At 63.7% G+C, this 23,758-nt stretch carries 18 protein-coding genes and 1 tRNA gene; 10 read left to right on the forward strand and 9 right to left on the reverse strand.

The window, feature by feature from the left end:
- The first annotated feature begins 18 nt into the window (after positions 1-18).
- The 3 genes from L21SP4_RS12715 to L21SP4_RS05545 are packed head-to-tail and all read left to right on the forward strand — an operon-like array spanning position 19 to position 4,341.
- On the forward strand, positions 19-1,191 hold the full coding sequence (locus L21SP4_RS12715) for a 3-keto-disaccharide hydrolase (protein WP_052881720.1): 1,173 nt from the start codon (positions 19-21) through the stop codon (positions 1,189-1,191).
- Positions 1,188-2,525 (forward strand): Gfo/Idh/MocA family protein, encoded by a 1,338-nt coding sequence (locus L21SP4_RS05540; RefSeq protein WP_052881721.1) that lies wholly within the window; start codon positions 1,188-1,190, stop codon positions 2,523-2,525. The genes L21SP4_RS12715 and L21SP4_RS05540 overlap by 4 nt, the downstream gene beginning before the upstream one ends.
- Before the next feature lie 28 nt (positions 2,526-2,553).
- Positions 2,554-4,341 (forward strand): DUF1080 domain-containing protein, encoded by a 1,788-nt coding sequence (locus L21SP4_RS05545; protein WP_052881722.1) that lies wholly within the window; start codon positions 2,554-2,556, stop codon positions 4,339-4,341.
- Between the two features lie 79 nt (positions 4,342-4,420).
- On the opposite strand, the gene L21SP4_RS05550 is transcribed toward L21SP4_RS05545, so the two are convergent.
- The 5 genes from L21SP4_RS05550 to L21SP4_RS05570 all read right to left on the reverse strand — a co-directional run bounded on the left by L21SP4_RS05550 (position 4,421) and on the right by L21SP4_RS05570 (position 9,645).
- Positions 4,421-5,242: an FAD:protein FMN transferase gene (locus L21SP4_RS05550; protein ID WP_082116556.1), complete on the reverse strand. Its 822-nt coding sequence runs from the start codon at positions 5,240-5,242 to the stop codon at positions 4,421-4,423.
- Positions 5,232-6,872 carry a flippase activity-associated protein Agl23 gene (locus L21SP4_RS05555; protein ID WP_052881724.1) on the reverse strand — a complete coding sequence of 547 codons (1,641 nt, stop codon included), beginning with the start codon at positions 6,870-6,872 and terminating at the stop codon, positions 5,232-5,234. Before L21SP4_RS05555 ends, L21SP4_RS05550 begins: the two co-directional genes overlap by 11 nt.
- A complete protein-coding gene (locus L21SP4_RS05560; protein WP_201774692.1) occupies positions 6,869-7,582 on the reverse strand; it encodes a hypothetical protein in 714 nt (237 codons plus the stop codon). Before L21SP4_RS05560 ends, L21SP4_RS05555 begins: the two co-directional genes overlap by 4 nt.
- Before the next feature lie 25 nt (positions 7,583-7,607).
- Complete coding sequence (locus L21SP4_RS05565) at positions 7,608-8,774, reverse strand: Gfo/Idh/MocA family protein (protein WP_052881725.1); 1,167 nt, start codon at positions 8,772-8,774, stop codon at positions 7,608-7,610.
- A 133-nt stretch (positions 8,775-8,907) separates the two neighbouring features.
- Entirely contained in the window at positions 8,908-9,645 is a 738-nt protein-coding gene (locus L21SP4_RS05570) for an AraC family transcriptional regulator (protein ID WP_074041396.1), read from the reverse strand.
- Between the two features lie 110 nt (positions 9,646-9,755).
- Here L21SP4_RS05570 and L21SP4_RS05575 point away from each other — a divergent pair, with 110 nt between their 5' ends.
- From L21SP4_RS05575 to L21SP4_RS05605, 7 genes are read left to right on the forward strand one after another with little or no spacing between them, the layout of a single operon-like run.
- Positions 9,756-10,748, forward strand: a complete 993-nt coding sequence (locus tag L21SP4_RS05575) for a sugar phosphate isomerase/epimerase family protein (protein ID WP_052881727.1) — start codon at positions 9,756-9,758, stop codon at positions 10,746-10,748.
- Between the two features lie 34 nt (positions 10,749-10,782).
- Positions 10,783-12,081 (forward strand): Gfo/Idh/MocA family protein, encoded by a 1,299-nt coding sequence (locus tag L21SP4_RS05580; protein ID WP_052881728.1) that lies wholly within the window; start codon positions 10,783-10,785, stop codon positions 12,079-12,081.
- Entirely contained in the window at positions 12,081-15,029 is a 2,949-nt protein-coding gene (locus L21SP4_RS05585; RefSeq protein ID WP_052881729.1) for a ThuA domain-containing protein, read from the forward strand. The genes L21SP4_RS05580 and L21SP4_RS05585 overlap by 1 nt, the downstream gene beginning before the upstream one ends.
- Before the next feature lie 29 nt (positions 15,030-15,058).
- Positions 15,059-15,577: a DoxX family membrane protein gene (locus L21SP4_RS05590; RefSeq protein ID WP_052881730.1), complete on the forward strand. Its 519-nt coding sequence runs from the start codon at positions 15,059-15,061 to the stop codon at positions 15,575-15,577.
- 25 nt (positions 15,578-15,602) lie between these two features.
- Positions 15,603-16,937 carry a Gfo/Idh/MocA family oxidoreductase gene (locus L21SP4_RS05595; protein ID WP_052881731.1) on the forward strand — a complete coding sequence of 445 codons (1,335 nt, stop codon included), beginning with the start codon at positions 15,603-15,605 and terminating at the stop codon, positions 16,935-16,937.
- A 33-nt stretch (positions 16,938-16,970) separates the two neighbouring features.
- Positions 16,971-19,589, forward strand: coding sequence for a PEP/pyruvate-binding domain-containing protein (locus L21SP4_RS05600; protein ID WP_052881732.1), 2,619 nt, complete (start codon positions 16,971-16,973; stop codon positions 19,587-19,589).
- A 14-nt stretch (positions 19,590-19,603) separates the two neighbouring features.
- A complete protein-coding gene (locus L21SP4_RS05605; RefSeq protein WP_052881733.1) occupies positions 19,604-20,860 on the forward strand; it encodes an amidohydrolase in 1,257 nt (418 codons plus the stop codon).
- Between the two features lie 373 nt (positions 20,861-21,233).
- On the opposite strand, the gene L21SP4_RS05610 is transcribed toward L21SP4_RS05605, so the two are convergent.
- From L21SP4_RS05610 to L21SP4_RS05625, 4 genes are all read right to left on the reverse strand, one after another.
- Positions 21,234-22,508 (reverse strand): DUF401 family protein, encoded by a 1,275-nt coding sequence (locus L21SP4_RS05610; protein ID WP_052881734.1) that lies wholly within the window; start codon positions 22,506-22,508, stop codon positions 21,234-21,236.
- A complete protein-coding gene (gene lipB, locus L21SP4_RS05615) occupies positions 22,508-23,209 on the reverse strand; it encodes a lipoyl(octanoyl) transferase LipB (protein WP_052881735.1) in 702 nt (233 codons plus the stop codon). The genes L21SP4_RS05610 and lipB overlap by 1 nt, the downstream gene beginning before the upstream one ends.
- Positions 23,209-23,595, reverse strand: a complete 387-nt coding sequence (gene gcvH, locus L21SP4_RS05620) for a glycine cleavage system protein GcvH (RefSeq protein WP_052881736.1) — start codon at positions 23,593-23,595, stop codon at positions 23,209-23,211. The genes lipB and gcvH overlap by 1 nt, the downstream gene beginning before the upstream one ends.
- A 73-nt stretch (positions 23,596-23,668) precedes the next feature.
- Positions 23,669-23,743 (reverse strand) — tRNA-Cys (locus tag L21SP4_RS05625).
- Positions 23,744-23,758: the final 15 nt, after the last annotated feature.

The following is a 23,758-nucleotide window of genomic DNA, read 5'->3' on the forward strand; positions in this document are numbered from 1 at the left end:
CGCAGGAGGGCCTACCCTATGACCGTTCATGACGTCACGAGACCAGGGTTTCTGGCAGGGCTTCTCCTGATTTCAGGAAACCCGGTCGCGGCGGATGCGGAGCTTACCTATCGGGAAGCGCGCGCGATGATCATGAGCCATCGGGTGGAGCGCATTCCGTCGGTCGATCCCTCGGTCGCTCCGGATGCGGGGTTCGAGGGCTCAGAACAGTACGGCGACTACGAGGGGTCGATCGTCATGGAGGGCGGCGCCCGGCAGACGGTGGCTGTCCGGATTCAGCATCGGGGCGCAACGCGTGTGGCCCACATCCTTCCCGAGTTTGATCGTCGGGTCGAGCCCCTCGCCGTCTTGTACGAATCAGGCACGGGCGACGGGATCGTCTTTACGGGCCGGAGTACCGGCGGCGCGATGCCGGGGGGTTCGTGGTCCCTGACGCTTCGGAACGGTCGGCTGGAGGGTCAGCTGTCCGCGCGGGATGAGCACGGCCGGCTCGAGGCCGCGCGCGTCATCCGACCCTCCCCCACCCTCGGACTGGCCGCGCCGGAGGGAGCTGACGTGCTCCTCGGTCCGGACACCGAAACCTGGCGCGCGAGCTGGTCGGACTTTCCGCACGAACCCGAATCCCCGGACCCATGGGAGCCGGCGGGTCCCGGCGTCATGCGTATCGTTCCCAAAACCCGCTGGGTCCTTTCGCGCGACCGGTATCGCGACCAGCTCGTGCATCTCGAATTTCGCACCCCGTTCAATCCCGACGATACGGGACGGTTCCCCGGCAACAGCGGGATTTATCTGAAGGGGTTTTACGAAATACAGATCCTCGAAAGCTACGCCGTCGAACCCACGTATCAGGATTGCGGGGCGATCTATCACCATTACGCTCCGCAGATCAATGCCTGTGCCCCGCCGCGTCAGTGGCAAACGTTCGATCTTCTCTTTCGCGATGCCCGATACGACCGATGGGGGCGGAAGGTCGAACCCGCCAGGATGACGGTCCTGCACAACGGGCTCCTGGTGCACGACGAGCGTCGCATGACCGGCACCACCGGCGGCAACCGCCGTGAAGGCGGACCGCACTCCGCCGAGATCTTTTTGCAGAATCACGGTCATCCCGTCGAATTCAGGAATATCTGGGTGATAAAACTCCTCGCCTCAAACCCGTCTGCCGGAGACCCCAACACGGAGGAAAAATGAAGAAGAGAAGAACCGGGACCAACGGACTCGCACGCCGGGCCTTTCTACGGAGCGCGGCGGCCCTGTCCTCTCCGCTTATACTGCCGCGTGGCGTGCGCGGTATGCCCGCACCCTCCAACCGGATTACCGTGGGCTTTATCGGACTCGGCCGGCACGGCTTCGGCGTAAACCTGAAATCCATGCTCGCCCAGCCGGACATGGAACCGGTCGCGCTGTGCGATGTGGATACCGACTATCTGAAACGGGCTATGGATCACGTGAAGTCCACGCGGGAGATCACTCTGGACCGGAAGGCGGTCACTACAGACTGGCGCGAGGTTATTGCCCGATCGGATATCGATGCGGTGATGATCTCGACGCCGGATCACTGGCATGTACCGATCGCGCTGGCCGCGCTGCGGGCCGGGAAGGATGTCATCTGCGAAAAGCCGACGCTGACCATTGAAGAGGGTCAGGTGCTGCGCAGGACGGTGCGCGAGTACGGCCGCGTGTTCCAAGGTTCGATGGAGGACCGCGCCATGCCGATGTACCACCGCATGGCCGAGCTGGTCCGCAACGGCCATATCGGCAAGCTCCGGCACATCGGGATCACGGTGCCGGGCGCGCCGTGGTCGGAAACCCCACCCCGGGGACAGCCGCCCCAGTTCGAGGTGAAGTCCGTTCCTGTTCCGGCCACGCTCGACTACGACATGTGGCTCGGTCCCGCGCCCGAAGCCCCCTATCAGCCCGAGCGCGTCCATTACATGAATCCCGCCGGAGGATGGCGCTTCATCCGCGATTATTCCGGGGGGATGCTCAGCGACTGGGGTGTTCACATGGGGGATACCGCACAGTGGGCCAGCAACACGGAATCGACCGGTCCGATCGACGTCTCCGGCCGGGGCTATTTCTTCAGGGACGGGCTCTACAACACGGCCCATCAGTTCCAGGTCCGCTACCGGTATGCCGAAGGCTTCGATATGACGATCGAGTCCGGAGGGACCGGAATTCGGTTTGAGGGCACCGATGGTTGGCTGGAAGTTTCGGCCTGGGCCCGCCCGATTCAGGCATCGGATCCCACGGTCCTGCGCCATATCACCGGTCCGAACGAGGTCCGCCTCTACACGGATTACAGCCGCGAGCACCGCAATTTTCTCGATTGCGTCAAGTCCAGGCGCGATCCCTACTTTCCGGTCGAGGCCCTTCACCGGGTCAGCACCATCGTTCACCTGGGCAACATCGCCCTCCAGCTCGAGCGGCCGCTGACATGGGATCCGCAGCAGGAGCGTTTTCCCGACGATGCCCGGGCCTGCTCGATGATGTCGCGCGAAATGCGCGCCCCTTGGACCCTGTAATTCTCTTAGCGTAGAAAAGGAGTCATTCATGCACCCCATCGATCGGATCCCAAATCTGTGTCTCACGGTCGTTCTGTCCGTCCTCTTCGGCCTATGCCTCATCCCCTCGAGTCCGGCGGAGTACGCCGCCGACCCCGCGGCGCAGCTCATCGAACGGGGACATCGCGGCGCGTTGAGCGATACGGACTGGATCGAGGCTCTTCAAGCGAAGGACCCGCTTATCTGCGAGGCGGCCCTCTCCCTCGCCCTCCGCGGCGGGGAGCGCGAGGTGTTCCTGCCCACGGCGAAAGACATGGCTTCGCTCACGCCCGAGGTTCGAACCCGGCTGATCTCGGTGCTGGGGATGCGGGGAAACGCCGCGGCCCTTCCCGCTATCCGTCCGTCGCTTCAGGCCGACCACGCCGCGGAGCGCATCGCCGCCGTCCGCACGCTGGGCGAGCTGAAAGATACCGCCTCGAAAGGTCGCCTCATCGAACTGGCGGTAAGCGAAGATCCGGCCGCGGAGGCCGCGCGTGAAGCGCTCTCACGCATACCCGGCTCCGATATTGACGAGACCCTGAGAGTCCTGTTTGTGAACGGACCCGAGACTCGTCGCATCCGGGCCCTGAAGACGCTCGTCCTGCGGGGGTGCCGCACCGTGGTGCCCACCCTGCTCTCGTCGGAGTGGATGGAAGGCGAGGCGCGGATTTCCGCGGCGGCGGAGGCCCTCGCCGCCCTGGGGACGGACCGTGAATTCGGCGAGATCCTCGAATACGCCCTGGGCCTGCCCGGCTCGTCCGGAAAGGATCTCCAGGATCCCCTCGCACGGATTATTCTTACGTCCGCGGATCCTCATGCCCTGCTGGACACGCTCAAAAACCGGATCGCCCGCGAGGATGTCGAAACCCGGATCTCCTATATCGGCTTTCTCAGCCGGGCCCAGTGCGAGGCGACGATCGAGCTGCTCGCGGAGTATGCCCGCGGCGACCATCCCGACCTCGCGCAAAGGGCCGTGCGAACCCTGGCCGCGTGGGACGATACGGGAAGTGTCGACCTTCTTTTCGAACTCGCCGATTCCTCCGACGCGGTCCTGAGGCGATCGTCGCTCGAAGCGCTGTCCATTCTCGTGAACAGGCGGAAGATCCGAAACGGCGCGTGGATCAACCGCATCAACGAAGCGCTCGCGGAAGAGACCCGGGCCGAAAGCCGCGCCGCCGATTCGCCCGGCCATACAGAGGCGGCCAACCCCGCCGATGACCGCGAGCCTTCCGAGGCCGACGCGGGCACATGGGTTCCGCTGTTCAATGGAGAGAATCTCGACGGATGGCACGCCCTGCCCGGCGGGACGTGGTTCGTTCTCGATGGACAGATCATCGGGATCGGGACGCATGAATCCAAATCTCACGCGTTGTTGATCAGTGATAAACGATATCGCGATTTTCACCTCCGCGTGGAATTCATGTCCGTACTCGGCAACAGCGGCCTCTACTTTCGTACCGAGCGGGTCGACCACCCGGTCGCGGTCAAGGGCTTTCAGGCCGAGATCTGTCCCGCGGGGTTCCCGGTCGGAGGTCTCTATGAAACACTCGGGCGCGCATGGGTCGCCCATTCCGACCGGGAAGAGGTCAATGCCGTCTTCAAAAAATACGACTGGAATGTCATGGAAGTCCGCGCCGTCGGGGGCGATATCCAGGTCGTGCTCAACGGCAAAAAGGTTTGCGAAGTGAAGGACGATCCCGGGCTGCCGGAGGGGTATATCGGTCTTCAACTGCACGGAAACGCGGATCTCGATGTCCGGTTCCGCACGATCGAGATTATGGAAATCCCGCAATCATAAGCCGGTCGGCCCTCTTCACGCGTTCGCGGCGCTACGACCCACTTAATAACGCGCCTTGGCCTTCGGCCCTGCGGCGCTACTACGAACTCGGTTCTTTCAACGGCGTGATCACCCCCGGCTCGTATTCCGCAAAACCGAACCAGTCCCGATCCTCTTCAAGAAGGCGGATCGCATCCTCGCGGGGCAGCAACATCAACGCCGTCGACAACCCGTCGGCGGTGGCCGCCCCCGGCGCGCCCGCCCAGGCCCGGCGGCACATGATCTCAGCTTCGGGTTGAATATGCTCCCCCTGAACGTTCACGCCTGAAGCGCTGAACGCACGGTCACGCAGGAGGACGGGGCCGGGAAAGACCGCTCCCTCCACCAGCGGGCGCCAGCCCGCTTCTCCGGGCGGGGCGCCGATTCCGAGAATCGTGCTCGTACCGCCGCAGAGGAGGGCGTTTTCGAGGTCCCAGTCCTCTCGCAGCACCGCGGCCGCGCGATCCAGCGCCGCGCCCTTTCCGATCCCGCCCGCGTCGAGAACCGGCCCGTCGGCGAGCACCCGCACGCACAGTCCGCCTTCCTCCAATGCGATCAGATCGGTCAGAGGAATACGGGGACGTTGCCGACATCCGATATCGAACGCTCCGCCGCTCGCCTCGTAGAGTTTGAGCGACACGCGCAGCACCTCGAACGTGATCGGATCGACCCGGAGAACCTCCCCCGTCCCCGCCGCGGCGATCCGCCCGAGATCACTCGACTCCAGGAAACGGCTCAGCCGCTCTTCGGCCCAGGCGACCTCCTCCATCGCCGCAGTCAGGGCGTGGCGCGCATAGGCCGGGCGATCGTGATACGCGTGGAATGCGAACACGGTGTTCATCGCCTCGCGGCGGATCTCGACGGGCTGGAGTTCAGTGGACATGCGAAAGGGAAGAGAAGCTGGAAACCGAGTCAGAGGGAGGAGGAGAATCAGAATCAGAGTCAGAATCAGAGTGAGAGTCAGAGTGAGAAGCAGGGTCGGAGTGGGAGCCGGGGGGAGTGATGATTTTCTGCCAGAGATCGTTACGGTAGAGAAACTGCAGGATCACGCCGGCGCGGAGGCCGACGAGTTCGGCGGTATGCGTGTCGTCGAATTGCGGGCCGAGCGTCTCCGCGGTGTCCATATCGAGTATGACTACGGGGGCGGCGGGATCGGCGGGCGGCTGTTTCCAGTAGCCCGTGCGTTCAAACCCGCGCAGGTACCAGGGGATCGGCCAGTATTCGCCGGAGATCACTTTGACGGTCATGGCGCGTCCTTCGGGATGGTGCCTTGCTGCGGTCTGCACGTGTTCGATGCCGCGCAGCAGGTCGGCGCTGGTGTGCGAGTAGACGTAGGGATTGCGCGGCGCCGAGGCATAACGGGTACGGACGAGCGCGGACTGACGGGCGAGATGCAGGGTTGCCCCGAGGAGGAGCACGGCCGCGAGCGCGGTCCATACCCGGCGTCCGCGCAGATCCCGGAAGAGCGCCACGACCCCCCACCCCGCCACCACGGCGGCGATATGGATAAAGGAGAGCATCAGCCAGGGAATCTTGTACGGAATGGCGGAGTAGACGATCAGCAGGATCAGGGCGTACAGTCCGAAGAAGCGCACCAGCGCACTCCCGCGCATCCCGCCTTCCCGCCGCGGCCGGCATGCGCGGATCGTGCCGAAGACGGCCATTCCCAGGATCAGCCCCTCGCTCCAGAAGACCCCGCCCCGGCTGTGGCCGCCGAACAGGACGAGGTAATAGTACCAGGGCTTCTCGTGGCCCTCCCCGCCCGCGCGGGGAAGGTAGTGCGTCACGGACCGCACGGCCGCAGCCAGACCTTCCGGGTTGGTGAAGAAAGACGTGTAGAAGACGACGGTCACCGCCAGGGCGCTGCCGAGCGCCAGGGCGCCATGCACCGGGTGATCGCGCAGAGCGGCAAAGACGCGCCCGCGGTAGAGGATGAGTCCCGCTGCGGCGATGGAGAAATACGAGAGCACCGCCGTTTCCTTGGTCGCGATCATCCACCCGGCCGCCACCCCGGCCAGCACGGCGGCGGAAACGGTGCGTGTTCGCGCCCAGCGGCCCAGCGCGATCAGGAGCAGAAACGTGCCGAACACCAGCAGCGTCTCGTGGATGTAGTAGCGGTTGTAATACAGAAACGCCGGCGAGACCGCCGCGAGCAGCGCGCCCGTCCAGGCCGCGGGAAAAGACAGCGGCCGTATCAGCGCCGCGGAGAGCAGCAGGCAGAGCAGTCCGAACACGACGGGCACGACGCGCAACGGGATCTCATCGAGCGAGGCCAGCCCCTCCGCGCCGGCGAGCCGGGCGGCGGGCAGTGTCGCGTACATCAGCGTCGGACCGTGATACTCGTAGGGATCGTAGGTGTAGTCACCCTCCTCGAGCAGATCCCCGAAGATCACCGCCTGCACTGCCTCGTCCGTGTGCATCGGGCGGTGATCCAGGCCAGCCAGCCGCGCCCAGCCCGCCCCCGCGAGCAGGAGGAGAAACAGGAGCGCGGCGAACCCGCAGCGGTTGATCACGGAATGCCGTATACCGAGACCTCCACATAGTGGTTCATTTCGTCCGAGGTATTGCCGTTCGAATACAGCCGCACGTAACGGCCCTCGACGCCCATCGGGTCGATCATGCGCCCCTCGTACGTTTCGATGTAGGCGGGGTCGGTTCCGGCACCCATTCCGGCCGAATTGTCGTGGTCGTTATTAAAGATCGTCTGCACGCCTTCGATGAAATCCGGGTCGTCCGATACCTGCACGATCACATCGTGGTACGCGCGGGCCTGGCGGTGAAAGTGCCAGAGCAGGATCGCGTGCAGTTCCGCCTTCTGCTCGAGATCGATCTGCACCCACTGCACCCCCGGGCCCAGCTCGACGAAATGGCCCGCGTCGCCGCTCTTGTCGTCGTCGGTCACCATCTCCAGTTCACCGATTACCGGAAACGGATCGCTGGCCGACACGGGCTTGTTTTTCGAAAGCAGTTCCGTACCTTCGGGCACCATGATTTCTCCGCGCGGTTCGTCGCGGTTTTCGAGGTTGGGAAGTTTGACCGGCACCGGCGTGCCGGCAAAGAGCGGCTTGGGCAGTTCCGGTTTCAGCGGAACCATCTCCGGAGCGGTGACTTCACCTGCCGGCGTTTCGCCCCCGCTCTGGCCGGTATTTCCGCCCGCCATTGCGTACGCGCCCGCCGCGCCGCACATGACCGCCACAAGTACAAATCGTGTCTTCTTTTTCATAGGATTCCTCCCGGCTCACGCCCGGTTAGTCGTTTTCCAGTTTTACCCACACGGCCCCGTCCTGTGACGATTTCACGACCGCCTCAATGAATCGCATGCCGCGAACCCCTTCGTCGACGGACGGGAAATCCGACCCGTCCGCGGAAGGGTTCCGGCCTTCCGCGTGGGCGCGGATCGCTTCCGCAAAGTTGACGTAGTGATTGGCGAAGGACTCGATGAACCCTTCCGGATGGCCGAACGGGATTCGCGTACACTTCGCGGCCGCCTCGCATTTTTCGCCGACGTAGTCGTTGCCGCGCCGCCATATCTCCTCGGGCGCATTCAACTTGCGCACGTGCAGTGCATTCGGGTTTTCCTGGTGCCATTCCAGGCTCGCGTTTTCGCCGTGCACCCGAATCGCCAGGTTGTTCTCTTCTCCGATCGAGATCTGGCTGGCGTGGAGCAGCCCCTTCGCCCCGTTATCGAAGCGCAGCAGCATCTGGCCGTCGTCGTCGAGCGGCCGTCCCTCCACGAACGTCGAAAGATCCGCACACAATTCAGTGATCCCGATCCCGGCCACATATTCGGCGAGGTTCGCCGCATGGGTGCCGATATCGCCGATACAACCCGCAGCTCCGCTCTGTTTCGGATCCGTCCGCCAGCTCGCCTGCTGCACGCCTTCGCGCTCGATCGCCCGGGCCAGCCACCCCTGCGGGTACTGAACCACAATCTTGCGGATCTCCCCGAGATCACCCTGCCGAACCATTTCGCGGGCCAGTTTCACCATCGGATAGCCCGTATACACATGCATCAGGCCGAACACGAGTCCGCTCTCCCGCACCAGGTCGCGCAGTTCCACCGCCTCCGCCGACGTCATCGTCATCGGCTTCTCGCACATCACGTGAAAACCCGCTTCAAGCGCCGCCTTCGCGATCGGAAAATGCCAGTTGTTCGGCGTCGTCACGGAAACGAAGGATATGCGCTCGTCGGCGGAGCGCGCCGATTCGGAGGCCAGCATCGCCTTATAATCGTCATACACCCGCTCAGGATCCAGATCCAGCTCTCGCCCCATCGCCTGACTCTTTTCCGGGTCGATATCGAAAGCCCCGGCCGTAACTTCAATGTGGCCGTCCATGCGTGCCGCCTTCCGGTGCACTTCCCCGATGAATGCTCCGGGGCCGCCGCCGACCATCCCCATCTTCAAACGCTTCATGCCCGCTCTCCTTTTCAATGCCCGGTTCCGGTTTCCGACCACCGGCTGCTCCTATCGTCGCCTGTATACTGGTTTCGCCTGAGTCCTGCTTGTACAAATCTGCTTTATATTTGGACTTTTTCGTCATGCCTGCTCAATGAATCCGACGATACTCCTGCGGGGTGACCCCCTTCATCCGCTTGAACTGGCGGGTGAGGTGGCTGTGATCGTAGAACCCGGAGTCCTGCGCGATCCGGGAGATCGTATCGGCGGTTTCGAGCAGCGCGCGGCAGGCGTGGTTGACGCGGACCTGGATCAGGTAGTGGCGCGGCGTCATCTGGAACAGCCTGCGGAACTTCCGTTCGAACTGGCTGACGGACATGCCCGCCATTCTCGCCAGCACCGGGACGTCGAGGGGCTCGGCGAAGTGCCGGTTGATGTATTCCACCACGGTGGTAAACACGGAATACGGCTCTAGGTTCGATTTGGATTCGTTGAGGTCGCGCGCGATGCCCGCGAGGCCGATCACTCCACCCTCGCGGTCGAACAGCGGAACTTTTGAGGTCACGAACAGGTTGTTGCGGCCGTCCATTTCCGGGGCGGGTTCGATGCGGTTCACGATGCGGTTGCCGGTCCGCATCACATAGGTGTCGTCCTTGATGTACCGCTCCGCCCGGTCCGGCGGAAAGAAGTCGTGGTCCGTCCGGCCGAGCAGCTCCTCCAGGCGGCTCAGTCCGCATTTTTCGAAAAACAACCGGTTCGCCATCACGAAGCGGCCCTCGCGGTTTTTGGCGAAGAAAAAAACGTCCGGAAGAAATTCGAACAGGGATCCCACCTGCGGATCGCTCGCCAGCCGCACCATAAAGGCCTGTTGATATTCAAGGGCGTCCATGCCGAAAAATTACAAGAAATTGGCGAACGATTACAAGCACAGTATTGATGGAAGAGGCATACTTTTGAAATATTGCTGGCGTTTGGAATCCTTAATCCAGGGAGCGCATCATGAGCCGACCGGTAACACTGTTCACGGGCCAATGGGCCGACATGGGGATCGATGAACTCGCGCGGAAGGCCGCGAAGTGGGGCTACGACGGGCTTGAGCTGGCCTGCTGGGGGGATCACTGCGATCCCGACCGCGGGGCGCAGGATGCCGCGTACGCGAGGGGGCGCCACGAGCTTCTGGCGAAGCATGGGCTGAAGTGTTTTGCGATCAGCAATCATCTCGCCGGTCAGCTTGTATGTGACCCGAACGACGATGCACGCACGGACGCCTTCGCGCCGGAGGACTGCGCGGGCGACGCGGAAAAGAAGCGCGAATGGGCCATCGAAACGACCAAGAACGCGGCGCGCACCGCAAAGAACATGGGCCTGTCCGTGGTCAACGGTTTCACCGGATCGCCGGTCTGGCACATGCTGTATTCGTTTCCGCCGCTGCCGCCGTCGGCGATCGACGACGGATTCGGGCGCTTCGCGGAACTCTGGAACCCCATCCTGGACGTCTTTGACGAGTGCGGCGTTAAGTTCGCGCTGGAAGTGCATCCCACGGAGATCGCCTTCGACCTCTACACCGCGAAGCGCGCCCTCGAGGCCCTGAATCACCGGGAAGCTTTCGGATTCAATTTCGATCCGAGCCATCTCGAGTGGCAGGGCATGGACCCGGTCAAGTTCATCGAAGCCTTTCCCGATCGGATCTATCACGTGCACATGAAGGACTGCGCGACGACGCTCGACGGCGTATCCGGCATCCTGGCCTCGCACCTCGATTTCGGCGACCCGCGGCGCGGATGGGATTTCCGCAGCGTGGGGCGCGGCGATGTCGACTTCGAGGCGATCATCCGGGCGCTGAACGCCATCGGCTACGACGGTCCGCTCTCGGTTGAATGGGAGGATGCCGCCATGGATCGTGAACACGGTGCCGAGGAGGCCTGTCAGTATGTAAAGAACATCGACTTCCCGAAATCCGGCCGGGCCTTCGATGCCGCCTTCGGGGACTGACGATGCGGGACGCGGGAGGTGAAGGAGGTGAGCGATGAAAACGGGTAGTGTGAACCGCCGCGGGTTTGTTCGCGCCGGGGCGGCCGTGATCGGCGCACCGGCGATCATCCCCGCTTACGTCCTGGGTGCTGAGGCCCCGAGTAACGACATCGTGATCGCCGCGATCGGCCAGGGCGGGATGGGCCGCGGAAATACGGCGAACCTGATGCGTCGGAGAGACTGCCGCGTCGTGGCGGTCTGCGACGTCGATCCGCGCCGCCGGGCGGCGGGCAAGACGATGGTCGACAACTATTACGGCAACAAGGACTGCCTGGCGACGGAAGACTACCTCGAGATCGTGGCCCGCGAGGATATCGATGCGGTCATGATCGCCCTGCCCGATCACTGGCACGCGCGGGCGGCGATTGATGTGCTTCGCTCGGGCAAGGATGTCTACGGCGAGAAGCCGGTCGCGCGCACCATTCGCGAGGGGCGCGCCATCTGTGACGCCGTCGAGCGGTATGGACGAATCTGGCAGACGGGAAGCTGGCAGCGATCCCAGCGCAACTTCCTGATCGGGGCCGAAATGGTACACAACGGTGTTCTGGGTGAAATCCAGCGGGTGGAGGTCGGTATCCCCGGCGGCGTCCACGACAGTCCGCTCGTGCCGGTCACGCCCCCGCCGGAAGGATTCAACTACGAGCGATGGCTCGGTCCCGCCCCGTGGCGTCCCCACCGCGCGCTTGGCCGCGAGGGACGAACCATGCACTGGAACTGGCGCTGGATTCGCGATTACGGCGCGGGTTATCTCTCGGACTGGTGTCCGCACCACCTCGACATCGCCCACTGGGGCATGGGTTACGACCGGACCGGGCCGGTGAAAATCACCGAGGCCCGGGGGATCTTCCCCGAAAGGGGGCTCTTCAACACACCGGGGCAGTTCTACTTCAAGGCCCATTACGCCGATGGTCACATCATTGAAGTCGGCTGCCCGCCGGGCATGAATATGGGCACAAAATGGATCGGCGAACGGGGATCGATCCGTGTCAACCGCGGGGGACTGCTGGAAATCGATCCGCCTGAACTTCGTCACGAATACGGCCGGGGCAATTGGAAGGCACTGACCCGTTCCGTCAATCACCACGAGAACTTTGTCCGCTGTATCCGGTCGCGCCGAACGACCGTCGCCCCCGCCGAAGTCGGCCATCGCACGGCGTCGGTGGCCCTGCTTTGTGAAATCTCACTGCTGCTCGGCCGCGACGTGCACTGGGATCCTGAGCGCGAGAGTATTCTTAACGATCCGACGGCCAACGCCATGCTGGGCCGCACGTATCGGGAACCCTGGAGCCTGTGATGCGCATGAATCCCCGTGTCTTCTTTTTCACAGCCCTGTTCGTGGCCGTCCTGACGAGCCCCCCCGTCCCTTCCGTGGCCGCCCCGGCCCCCGACGTCCTGCCGGAGGTTCCCGCGGACCACGTCGCGAAGATCCGCGCCGCCCTCCCCTCCCCGGCCCCGGCCCCCGAAACCCCGCGCCGTATCCTGCTCTTTTGGCGTTGCGAGGGCTTCTATCACTCCGCCATTCCCTGGGCGAACCGGGCGATTCAGGAAATGGGGGCCATGAACAAGGCGTGGACCTGCGCGGTGAGTAAAGACATGGCGGTGTTCACGCCGGAACGTCTCGCCGAATACGATGTCGTCGTGTTCAACAGCACGACCCGTCTGCAGCCCACGGACGAACAGCTCCAAGCCCTGCTCGATTTCGTGCGCGGCGGAGGCGGAATCGTCGGCATTCATGCCGCCACGGACAATTTCTATTCCGATCCCGAAGCGGCGCAGATGATGGGCGGGCTGTTCAATAAACATCCCTGGCACTTCAAAGGGATGTGGTCATTCGTCCTCGACGATCCAGGCCACCGGCTCAACCAGGCCTTTGAAGAACTGACGTTTGAAGCGAGCGATGAAATCTACCAGTTCAAGGATCCCTACAGCCGGGAACGAGTCCGCGTGCTGACCCGGGTCGATCTCAGCCAGGCGTCCAATCTCGAGGTCCAGGGCCGCGAACGCGATGATCTCGATCACGCCATCACCTGGGTGCGCTCCGAGGGCTCAGGCCGCGTCTTTTACTTCGGATTCGGTCACAACAACGCCATCTACTGGAACAGGCCCCTGATGCGTCATCTTTATGACGGTCTTCGTTTTGCCGCCGGCGACCTCGAGGTCGATACGACGCCGAGCGCGCAACGCGACGATCTGGACCGCATCGCCGGCTGGGCCTATGAACAGTCCCGGATGCCCTTCGAGCGCTTGCGAATCCGCTGGAATGAAGCCGACGATGCGGGACGCGCGAAACTCGAAGACCAGTTCACCGAGGCCCTGCGCAACACGCGATCCACCCTCGACGGCCGGCGCGAGATCTGTCGGCTGCTCGGCCACTCGGGTTCGGAGCGGGCCTGTGCCGCCCTCGCGGAAGCGCTGCGCCACCCGGATCTGCGCGACGAAGCCTGTATCGCACTCGGCGTTCATCCGAGTGCCGAGGCGGATGCGGCCCTCGTCGATTTTCTGGCCGATTCCGGGGACGCTCATGCGATCAGTGTGATCAACGCCGCGGGACGGCGACGGGTGAACGCGGCCGTACCGCAGCTCGCCCGGAGACTCGCGTCTGAAGACGAAGCCCTTGTCAAGGCATCAAGCTACGCGCTGGCTACCATCGCCAGCCCGCCGGCGATCGAGACGCTCATGGAGGCCTACACCGCCGAGGAAAATTCCATCCTTGAGCCGGCTTTGCTGGATGCGGCCTATCGCCTCGCAGAAGCGGGATCTGCGGAGAACGCCCGCCGTCTGTTCGAGGGGCTGACAGGCCGGGGCTCCCCGCAGAGCCGCGCGGCCGCACTCCCCGGACTGGTTTCCCTCCGCGGCCGGGAAATGATCCCCGACCTTTTCAAGGCCCTGCGAGAAGGTTCCGACCCCGTGGCGGAAACGGCCGCCCGGATCTTGCCCGAACTCCTCACCCCGTCCACGGTGCGCCCGCTGGCCCGTACCCTGGATTCGCTGCCGGACGACCGCGTCCCGATGGCGCTGGAGGTGCTTGCGCGGGTGGCGCCTGACGAAACCCTGCCGATCCTCCGTTCGATGCTGGACACAGACGAGCCGTCCTCGGCCTCTATGGCCCTGGCAATCATCGGCCGGTTCGGCGAACGTGAGGACCTCGCCCGCTGTTTTGACTGGGCGGCCCACGAGGATGAAGGGGCCTCCGGCCCGGCCCGCGAAGTCCTGAGTTATGATCATCTTCCGGGGACGGATAAGTTTCTGCTGAAGAAACTCGATCCCGACACCGCACCCGAAGATACCGCCCTGGCGATCGAACTGCTCTCCAAACGCGAACACCCCGAGCTGCTGGACCGTCTGCGCGACCCGGCCTGGTATGATGACCACATCACCGCTTCCGCGGCGTTGAACGCTCTCAAGGAACACGCGACCCGGGATGATCTCGGTCCGGTTATTCAGCTTTTCTTTGCGGTGAACAATCGCACGGCGCCCAAACTGGCGGGCGTTATTCGCAAAATTGCCCAGGAATACAAGGATCAGAAAGCCGTGCTCGACGGATACCGGCGCGCCCTGGACCATGCACGGGAAATGCATTCCACGGCCCGCATGCGGATTTTGATGCAGTTGGTCGACTATCTCGATATCCCCGCTCACCTCAAAGGCGAGGCATGGATGGCGCTCATCCGGGAGTGCGAGGACAAGGCCCTTCGCCTCGAGGCGATCCAACTGCTGGCCCGCTCGGCTCCTTCCGCGAGTGCCCTCGATTTTATCTCCGGCCTCCACGGTGACGCCGACTTGACCGCCGTCATTGAACGGGCCCACCGCTCCATTGAGAAGGCCCTCTCCGGACCGCCTGAACTCACGGCATCCCATGGGGGCGGCACCCTTAAGGCCCTCTTCACCCCCGAAACCGAGGACCGATGGACCAGCCACCAGTCGCGGGAACCGGGCATGTGGCTGCTCATCGATTTCCGGGTGCCCCGCCGGGTGGGATCGATCACCCTGGATGCGTCCGGCTCGAAAAATGATTTTCCGAATCAATATGAGGTGTATACCGACGACGAGCAGGAGGCTTCGGCCGCCCCGCGGCTGAGGGGTGAGGGATCCACGGTGACAAAAATCGATCTCGGCGGCGTGGAAACGCAGTTCGTCAAGATTGTCAACCAGTCCGAGGCCCACCAGTGGTGGTCCATTCACGACCTGCGCATCGACGGCGAATCGCTCTCCTCCATGAAGAACCACGATGCCGGGAAGTAGTATCCATCATTAACCGAAAGGGTGTGCCGATGAAGAAAAGATTTATGAGCGACTGGACCGGGAAAACCTGGGCCTTTCTCACGCTTCGCATCTGGCTGGCGATGCGCGCCATCGTCACCGGCATCGAGAAGTTTACCGGCACAAAGATTGAAGAACAGCCGCTGCTCGACGAATTCGGCGAACCCGACATCAGCGGCGCTATGGTCGAGGTCAAGACCAAGGTCTACGGATTCGAGCACTACCACGCGGTCGATCCGTCCCTGGCCGAAGCCCTGGGCAAGGAGCCCCTGCTGCCGGACTTCTTTCTCACCCCCTACTACGCCGTGCTCGGTTACGCGCTGATCGGACTGGGCCTGATGCTGCTCGTCGGACTGTTCACGCGCACGTCGCTCTTTCTGATGGGCCTTCTGTACACCTCGCTCACCTTCGGCCTCATCCTGATCCAGCAGGACGGCGGCGTGGCCTGGCTGGGCATTCACATCCTCATGATCGCCCTGGCCCTCTCCTGGGCGGACGACAACCGACTGGCCCTGACGCAAAAGGGATAAACCCGCAACCATACGGAGCGAAACCATGACGAATGAAACCACGAGACGCGAATTCATGCAGAAGAGCGGTACGGCCGCGGCCGGACTCTGGCTGGCGGCGTCGCACGCCGCGCGGGTTCGGGCGGCGGAGACCTCCAGCGCCGGCCAGATCAATGTCGGCCTCGTCGGGGTCGGCGAACAGGGCCGCGTGCTGCTCAACGCGGCCAAGGACCTCCCCGGACTGAACTTCACGGCGGTCTGCGATATCTGGGAGTACAGTCAAAAATACGGGCGCAACTACCTGCGCAAATTCGGACACGATCCCGCCGTCTACACCGACTACCGCGAAATGCTCGAGAAACAGACCGACCTCGACGCCGTGATCGTCGCCACGCCCGACTTCGTGCATCACGAAATTACGATCGCCGCGCTGGAGGCCGGCAAAGACGTCTACTGCGAAAAGGCGATGTCCAACGACATCGAGAAGGCGCGCGCCATGGTCCGGGCGATGAAATCGACCGGGCGCCTGCTGCAGATCGGCCATCAGCGCCGCAGCAACCCGCGCTACATCCACACCTACCACAATCTTCTGAAGAAGGCGCGGATTACCGGCACGATGACCAACGCCAACGCGCAGTGGAATCGCGCCAAAGTCGAACCGCGCGGGTGGCCGGATAAGTACACGATCCCGCAGGATGTGCTTACAAAATTCGGATATGCCGACATGCAGCAGTTCCGCAACTGGCGCTGGTACAGGAAATACGGCGGCGGACCCATCTTTGATCTCGGCGCCCACCAGATCGACATCTTCAACTGGTTCTTCGGCGGAGCCCCCAGGACCGTGACCGCCGACGGGGGCAACGACTTCTACAAGGACTGGGAGTGGTACGACAACGTCATGGCCATCTTCGAGTACGATACGCCCGACGGGACGGCCCGCGCCTTCTACCAGACCCTCAACACCACCAGCGCCGGGGGCGGCTACTGGGAGATGTTCATGGGCACCGAGGGCACCGTCAAAATCGCCGAGAATCCGAAGTGGACGCGGGTCTACCGCGAAGCGCACGCGCCGGACTGGGAGAAGTGGTTCAAGCTGCACTATCTCGAAAAGATGGACATGCCCGGACCGCAGCAGGCCGAGGCCGGCAAGGTCGATGTGCGCGAGACCGCGCCGCTCGTGGCCTTCAAAATCCCGGTCACGCTGAGTAAGCCGATCCACCAGCCGCACCTGGAAAACTTCTTCGCGGCCATGCGCGGCGAAGAGGAACTGAACTGCCCGGCCGACCACGCCTTCGAGAGCGAAGTCGCGGTGTTCAAGGTCAACCCGGCCATCGAAGCCGGACGCAAGATGACCATCACGGACGAGGATCTGGCGGTCTAGCGGGCGCTGTTCCGGGATCAAGGAAGGGCACGAATGGCATCCACGAAGCTGGAATTCACTACCGGCATATCAGGACTGGATCGAATGCTCCACGGGCTGCGGCCCGGGGACAATGTCGTCCTGCAGGTCGGTCGCATGGACGAGTATTCGCCGCTGGTGGAACCGTTCTACCGCGCGAACCTCGCCGAGGGTAAAAAGCTCATCTACTTCCGCTTCGCGCGTCACCGGCCGCTGATCCCCGACGACGCCGGCGCCGAGGTGCACCACCTCCATCCCGAGGCGGGGTTCGAGCGGTTCATCACCGAGACGCTCGATATCATCGAGCGGGCGGGGCCCGGCGCCTGTTACGTCTTCGACTGCCTCTCGGATCTGGCGGTCGACTGGTACAGCGACCGGATGCTGGGCAACTTCTTCATGCTCGCCTGCCCCTACCTCTACCGGCTGGACACGATCGCCTACTTCGCGCTGCTGCGTAACAATCACTCCTCGCTGGCCATCGACGCGATCCGCCGGACCGCGCAGGTCGTGATGACGGTCTACCGCAACCACCGCGAGCTGTACGTGCACCCCCAGAAGGTCGACCAGCGCTACTCGCCGACCATGTACGTCCTGAACCACTGGAAGGGCGAGGCGTTCCAGCCGGTGACCGACAGCGCCGTGACCGCGGACATCCTCAGCGACACGACGCAGCCGTGGCTGGAATTCGCCAACCGCCGCCCCGAAGTGTGGACCCGCACGGTGATGCGTGCGCAGGAGGTCTGCGAGCAGCTGACCTCGCAGGACGCGGAGCCCGGGGACGACGAGGAACTCTACCTGCGGCTGTTGCGTATGGCGGTCTCGCGCGATGAACGGTTCATCGATCTCTGCCGGCGCTATTTCTCGCTCAGGGATCTGCTGGCGATCGTGCAGCGCATGATCGGCACGGGGCTGATCGGCGGCAAATCGCTGGGCATGCTCCTGGCCCGCGCCATGCTCTGCGCGAAAAACCCGGCCTGGCAGGCGAAGCTCGAAGTCCACGATTCCTTCTTCGTGGGCTCGGATGTCTTCTACACCTATCTCGTGCAGAACAAATGCTGGTGGCTGCGGCGGCGCAAGGCCGACAGCACCATGGAAGAGGTTCTCGACAATGCGGGCGCCGCCCGGGAGAAAATCCTCGCCGGCGCGTTTCCCGAGGACATCCGCAACCAGTTCATGGAGATGCTGAACTACTTCGGACAGTCGCCGATCATCGTCCGCTCCAGCAGCCTGCTCGAGGACAACTACGGCAATTCCTTCTCGGGCAAGTACGATAGCGTGTTCTGCACGAATCAGGGTACGCCGGAGGAGCGGTTCGAGGAGCTGCTCTCCGCCATCCGGACCGTCTATGCCAGCACCATGAACCGGGAGACGCTGACGTATCGCTCCGACCGCGGGCTGCTGGACCGGGACGAGCAGATGGCGCTGCTGATTCAGCGCGTTTCGGGGAACGCCCACGAAGGCCTCTTCTTCCCCCATATGGCCGGCACGGCGTTTTCGTTCAATCCCTACGTCTGGAACCGGGACATCGATCCCGAGACCGGCATCGTGCGGCTGGTCGCCGGTCTGGGGACGCGGGCGGTCGACCGCACCGAGGACGACTACACCCGGCTCGTGGCTCTGAACGCCCCGATGAAGCAGCCGTTCGACGACGAGGACGCGCGCCGTTTCTCTCAACGGCGCATGGACGTACTCGACCTGGAGAACAATCAGCTCGACAGTTTTCCGGTCGAAGACATCATGCGCCGGCTGCCCGAACGCCTCCTGCCGCATCTCGCGGTCCGCGACAGCCGGGTCGAGGAGTTCGCGCGTCAGCGCGGTGAAATGCGCACCGCCTGGCGGCTGAGCTTCGATCGCACCCTGAGCGAAGATACGTTCGTGAAAGACCTGCGCGACATGCTGCACATACTGCACGAGGCCTACCGCTACCCGGTCGATGTCGAATTCACGGCCAACATCACCGGCGACCGCAAACTGCTTTACAACCTGGTCCAGTGCCGTCCGTTCCAGGTCCAGGTCAGCGCCCAGGGGCACCTCGTCCAGTGGCCGGAGTCCCTCACCGCCGAGGACACGCTGCTCGAGAGCAGCGGCCCCGTGATCGGCCCCGGCCTGGCGGGCGAGATCGACCGCATTCTCTACGTGGTCCCGGAAGCCTACTCGAAGCTGTCGACCCAGGACCGCTACGGCGTGGCCCGGCTGATCGGCCGGATCACCCATCTCGAGACGGAGGAACGCCGCAAGACCCTGATGCTGATCGGACCCGGCCGCTGGGGTACGCGATCGCCGTCGCTGGGGGTGCCGGTCACCTTCGCCGAGATCAACCGCACGTCCGTGTTGTGCGAACTGGCGATGATGCACGAGGGCCTGGTGCCGGACGTCTCACTGGGCACGCATTTCTTCAACGACATGGTCGAGGCCGGACTGATCTGCCTGGCCGTGTTCCCGGGCCGGGAGGGGAACAGCTTCTCGCCGGAATTCCTGAAGTCCTCCCCCAATCGACTGGTCGAGGTGCTTCCGGACGCCCTGCGCTGGCAGGAGGTGCTGCGGGTGGTCGACGGGGATCAGTTCGGCAAACATCAGCGGCTGTATTTCCGCGCCGACCCGATGAAACAGCGCGCGGTCTGTTACAAGGCCTGAAGTAGGAGCGACGCTTGAGCCTGTTGATTCACAATGTGCGGCTGGACGGGAACCCGACCGATATACGCATTGACCGGAACCGGTTTACCCGGATCGCACCCGGGCAGGATGAACCTGCGGACACCGTGATCGACGGCGCGGGCTTCGCGATTCTTCCGACCTTTCACAACGGCCACACGCATGCGGCGATGACGCTGCTGCGCGGGTATGCGGACGACATGGATCTCGAGACCTGGCTGAACCGGCACATCTGGCCGCTGGAATCGAAGTTGCGCGAAGAGGACGTATACAACGGGGCGCGGCTCGCATGCGCGGAAATGATCCGTTCCGGAACCACGTTTTTCAATGACATGTACTGGCATCCGCACGGCACGGCGCGCGCGGCGGACGCCATGGGCCTGCGCGCCGATATCTCGGCGGTGTTCATCGATTTTCACGATCCCGACAAGGCGGATGAGGAGCGACGAAACAACGACGCGCTGCTGCGCGCTGCGGACCGGTACCCGGACCGGATCCGCATCACGCTCGGACCTCACGCCGTGTACACGGTATCCGAAGCTTCATTGCGCTGGGCGGCCGAAGTCTCGGAGTCGCGGGCATGCGACATCCACATCCACCTCGCGGAGACGGAAGAAGAGTGCCGGAACGCGCAGGAGTCCTTCGGCTGCTCGCCGGTCGCCCATCTCGACCGCAACGGCGTGCTGGGACCGAGGACGGTCGCGGCGCATGTGAACTGGGTGGATGAAAAAGAGATGGATCTGCTCGCCGAGCGCGGGGTACGCGTGGCCCACAATCCCGCCTCCAACATGAAACTGGCTTCGGGGTCATTCCCCTACGCCGACCTGGCGGGGCGCGGCATAAAGGTCTGCCTCGGGACGGACGGTGCCTCGTCCAACAACAATCTGGACATGGGCGAAACGATGAAACTGGCCGCGCTGCACGCCAAGCTGCGCTACCGCGACCCGACGGTGCTCGGTGCCGAAGAGGTGTTCGAGCTGGCCACCGGCGGCGCTGCGAACCTCTTCGCCCGCGAGTCGGGACGGATCCGCGAAGGCATGCTCGCCGACGCGATGCTCGTCAACCTGGGCCACCCCCGCCTCAATCCCGGGTACAACCTTATCTCAGACATGGTCTACGCGGCCGACAGCTCCTGCATCGATACCGTCATCTGCGACGGCCGCATCCTGATGCGCGGGGGGGTCATCGAGGGAGAAGAGGAAATCGTCGCCAAGGCGCGCGAGAGCCGGGACTACCTTCTGGGCCGGCCATGAAAAAGGATCGCGCCTTCGGCGCTTCACGCGCGGGTTCGGCCTGCGTCTCTTGGGTAGGGCGTGCTCTCCGAGCGCGCCGCTCGTTTGCGGACGGCCCGGAGGTCCGCCCCTACCCTCACGCACGGGTTCGACCTGCGTCTCTTGGGTAGGGCGCGATTCCATCCCCCGATTCAAGGAATTCGAGTACGGGTACGATATTCCCCCGGGGGTCCCCATGTGGAACTCAGGTTCCTCCCCCCTCAACCCACCTTCATGCTCTTCATGTCCTTCATGGTTAATCCCTATCCCCCCCCGATCTCCCGCATCCCACCTTTTCCGGGAAACCTTCCATAAACATCCACGAAGAACCATGAACCCTGGGGCGCGGCGTGCTTCAGCCACCGCCGCCGGCGACAAAGTACAGCACGAGGCCCGTCGCTATTACGCTCGCCACGCAGGGCCACAGATAGCGATAGATCCGGTGAAAACGCGCCTCGAAGTGATTGCGCGTAAGCACGAAGCACAGATGCATCGGGGAGAGCATCATGCCTGCGTACCCGAAGGCGAAGGCCAGCGCCAGTACCGGCAGGGGAAACGAGTCGCTGCCGCCGTACAGGCCGATCACCAGCGGAAAGGCGGTGCCGGCGAAGCCCACGGCGATGCCGGTAACGAGCCCCGCGATGAACGGCAGCGCAGCCGACACGACCAGGGCCGGGACCCCGCCGGTCATCATCTCCTCCGCCGCCCGCGGCAGCAGACCCGAGACCGAGAGCATATGCTTGAAGATCAGCACGCCCGTAAGGGTGCCGAGAATGCCGCGGGCCTTGCGTGTCCTGAGTTGAGCAAACAGCCTGCGGCGCGATTCGCGGGGTTCGCGCAGCACGACCGGTACGCCGACCGCCGCAAGCGCGATCAGCACGCCGGTCATCTGGACGGCCCCCGTATCCCCCGCCGGTAACACCGCCTGCAGCAGTTCCGGTATGAGCAGGGCGCCCGCCATCACCAGCCCCAGCATCAGGAGCAGAAAAACCGCGCGCTGCGTGTTCGCCGCAAGCCCCGGAACCGGTGCATTTAACTGGCCCCGGTGCGGGCGGACGAGAAACAGGTACCCCGCCCCGAACGACACGAGCGTAAACGGCGCCTGGAGGAGAAAGAAACGCCAGTACTCGACCGAGGTCACGGAAAGGGTGACCATGATGACCGGGTAGAGCGGCCACCAGTATTCCCAGACGTGGCGGAACCAGTAGTTGACGGCGGATTTCCACTCCGGCGTCCAGTGGTCTTCGGACGCCGTCTGCCCCACGAGGGGAGCTGAAAACAGTGCGCCGCCCGGCATCGGCACCAGGCCGATCGCCGCGGGCGCGATCATCACGCCGACTTCGCGGCCGCCCCATTTGCGCGTGAGCGCCATCAGCGATTCCGCGTTATGCGGCTCGGTCATGATTCTCCCGAACTCGGTGATGAGTACGGTGATCGCCAGGAGAAGCCAGAGTTCGGGAAGCGCAAACGTCCCGGCGAAATCGAGCGGCACGCGCGTCCCGCGCCCCGCGAGCAAAGCCAGTGCGACCCCTCCGGCCGCGAGCGCCGCGCCCAGGGAGAGACCCGCCCGGGTTGCGGCCAGCACGGCCGCGAAAACCCCGAGGATGATCAAAGTCGAGCCGAACGGCATCACGTCCCCCGATCCGGCTGCAGACCGGCCGGGAGCGCGTCGCCCTCGCGGAACCGCGTCAGCGTGCGGTCGAACACACCTTCAAAGTTCTCCAGCAGCGCGTCACCGGCGCGGTCCATCGAGGGGGTGGCGGACCCCAGCAGCGTTTCGATTGACGCCACCTTTTCTCCCTCAAGACCGCACGGGACAATGGTGTCGAACCCCGAGAGATCGGGCATGACATTGAAGCTCATTCCGTGGAACGTGACCCAGCGCCGCAGCCGGAATCCGATCGCCGCGATCTTGCCGGCCTCCGTCCACGCGCCGTTTTTACCTTCTCGCCGCCACGCCCGCACGCCGAGGTCGCCGGCGGTCCGGACCGCGACCTCTTCGAGATTGTAGAGGTATCCGTGAGAATCGGCGCCGCGTCCGCCGAGGTGGAGGATCGGATAGAGAACCCACTGGCCGGGGCCGTGCCAGGTGACATCCCCTCCCCGCTCGGCCTTATGAACCTCGATGCCCCGTTCCCGGTATTCCGCAGGCGTTTTGAGCAGATAGTGATCACGGCCGCGCTGCCCGAGGGTGATCGTAGGGGGATGCTGCAGCAGGAGCACCGTGTCGGGAATGCGTTCGCGCCGTCTCTCTTCGAGCAGACGAAGCTGAATATCACGGGCTTCGGAGTACGGAACCGGCCGCTCGAATCTGAGACACCAGGATTTCACTATTCTTCGGGCAGCATGTCCGCATATTCGTTCACGCTGAGCAGTTCCTCGAACTGCTCGGGATCGTCGACCTTCATGCGGAAGATCCAGCCCTCCCCGAAGGGATCCTCGTTGATCAGTTCCGGGCGATCGTCGAGCACGTCGTTCACCTCGCTCACCTCGCCCGTAAGTGGCGCGTAGATGTCCGAGGCCGCCTTGACCGATTCCACCACCGCGCACTCGTCCTCGGCATCGAAGCGGTCCCCCGGCTCGGGCAGCTCGACGAACGTGACGTCATTGAGCTGCCTCTGGGCGAAATCCGTCAGGCCCACGGTGATCACACCCTCGGACATCTTCACCCATTCGTGGTTCTCCGTGTATTTCAGGTCTGTAGGAATCGAGTCCATCTTTCTGCTCCGCAGGTTCTTATTCGGGTGAAACGGCCGATTCACACCGGAGGGGCCGTATTCGTAAACAGGTTGGAGGCGCGGACCGGATTCGAACCGGTGATACATGGATTTGCAATCCACCGCCTTACCACTTGGCTACCGCGCCATGGGATCGTCAGGT

The organism is Kiritimatiella glycovorans, from assembly GCF_001017655.1.
Taxonomy (GTDB): Bacteria; Verrucomicrobiota; Kiritimatiellia; order Kiritimatiellales; family Kiritimatiellaceae; genus Kiritimatiella; species Kiritimatiella glycovorans.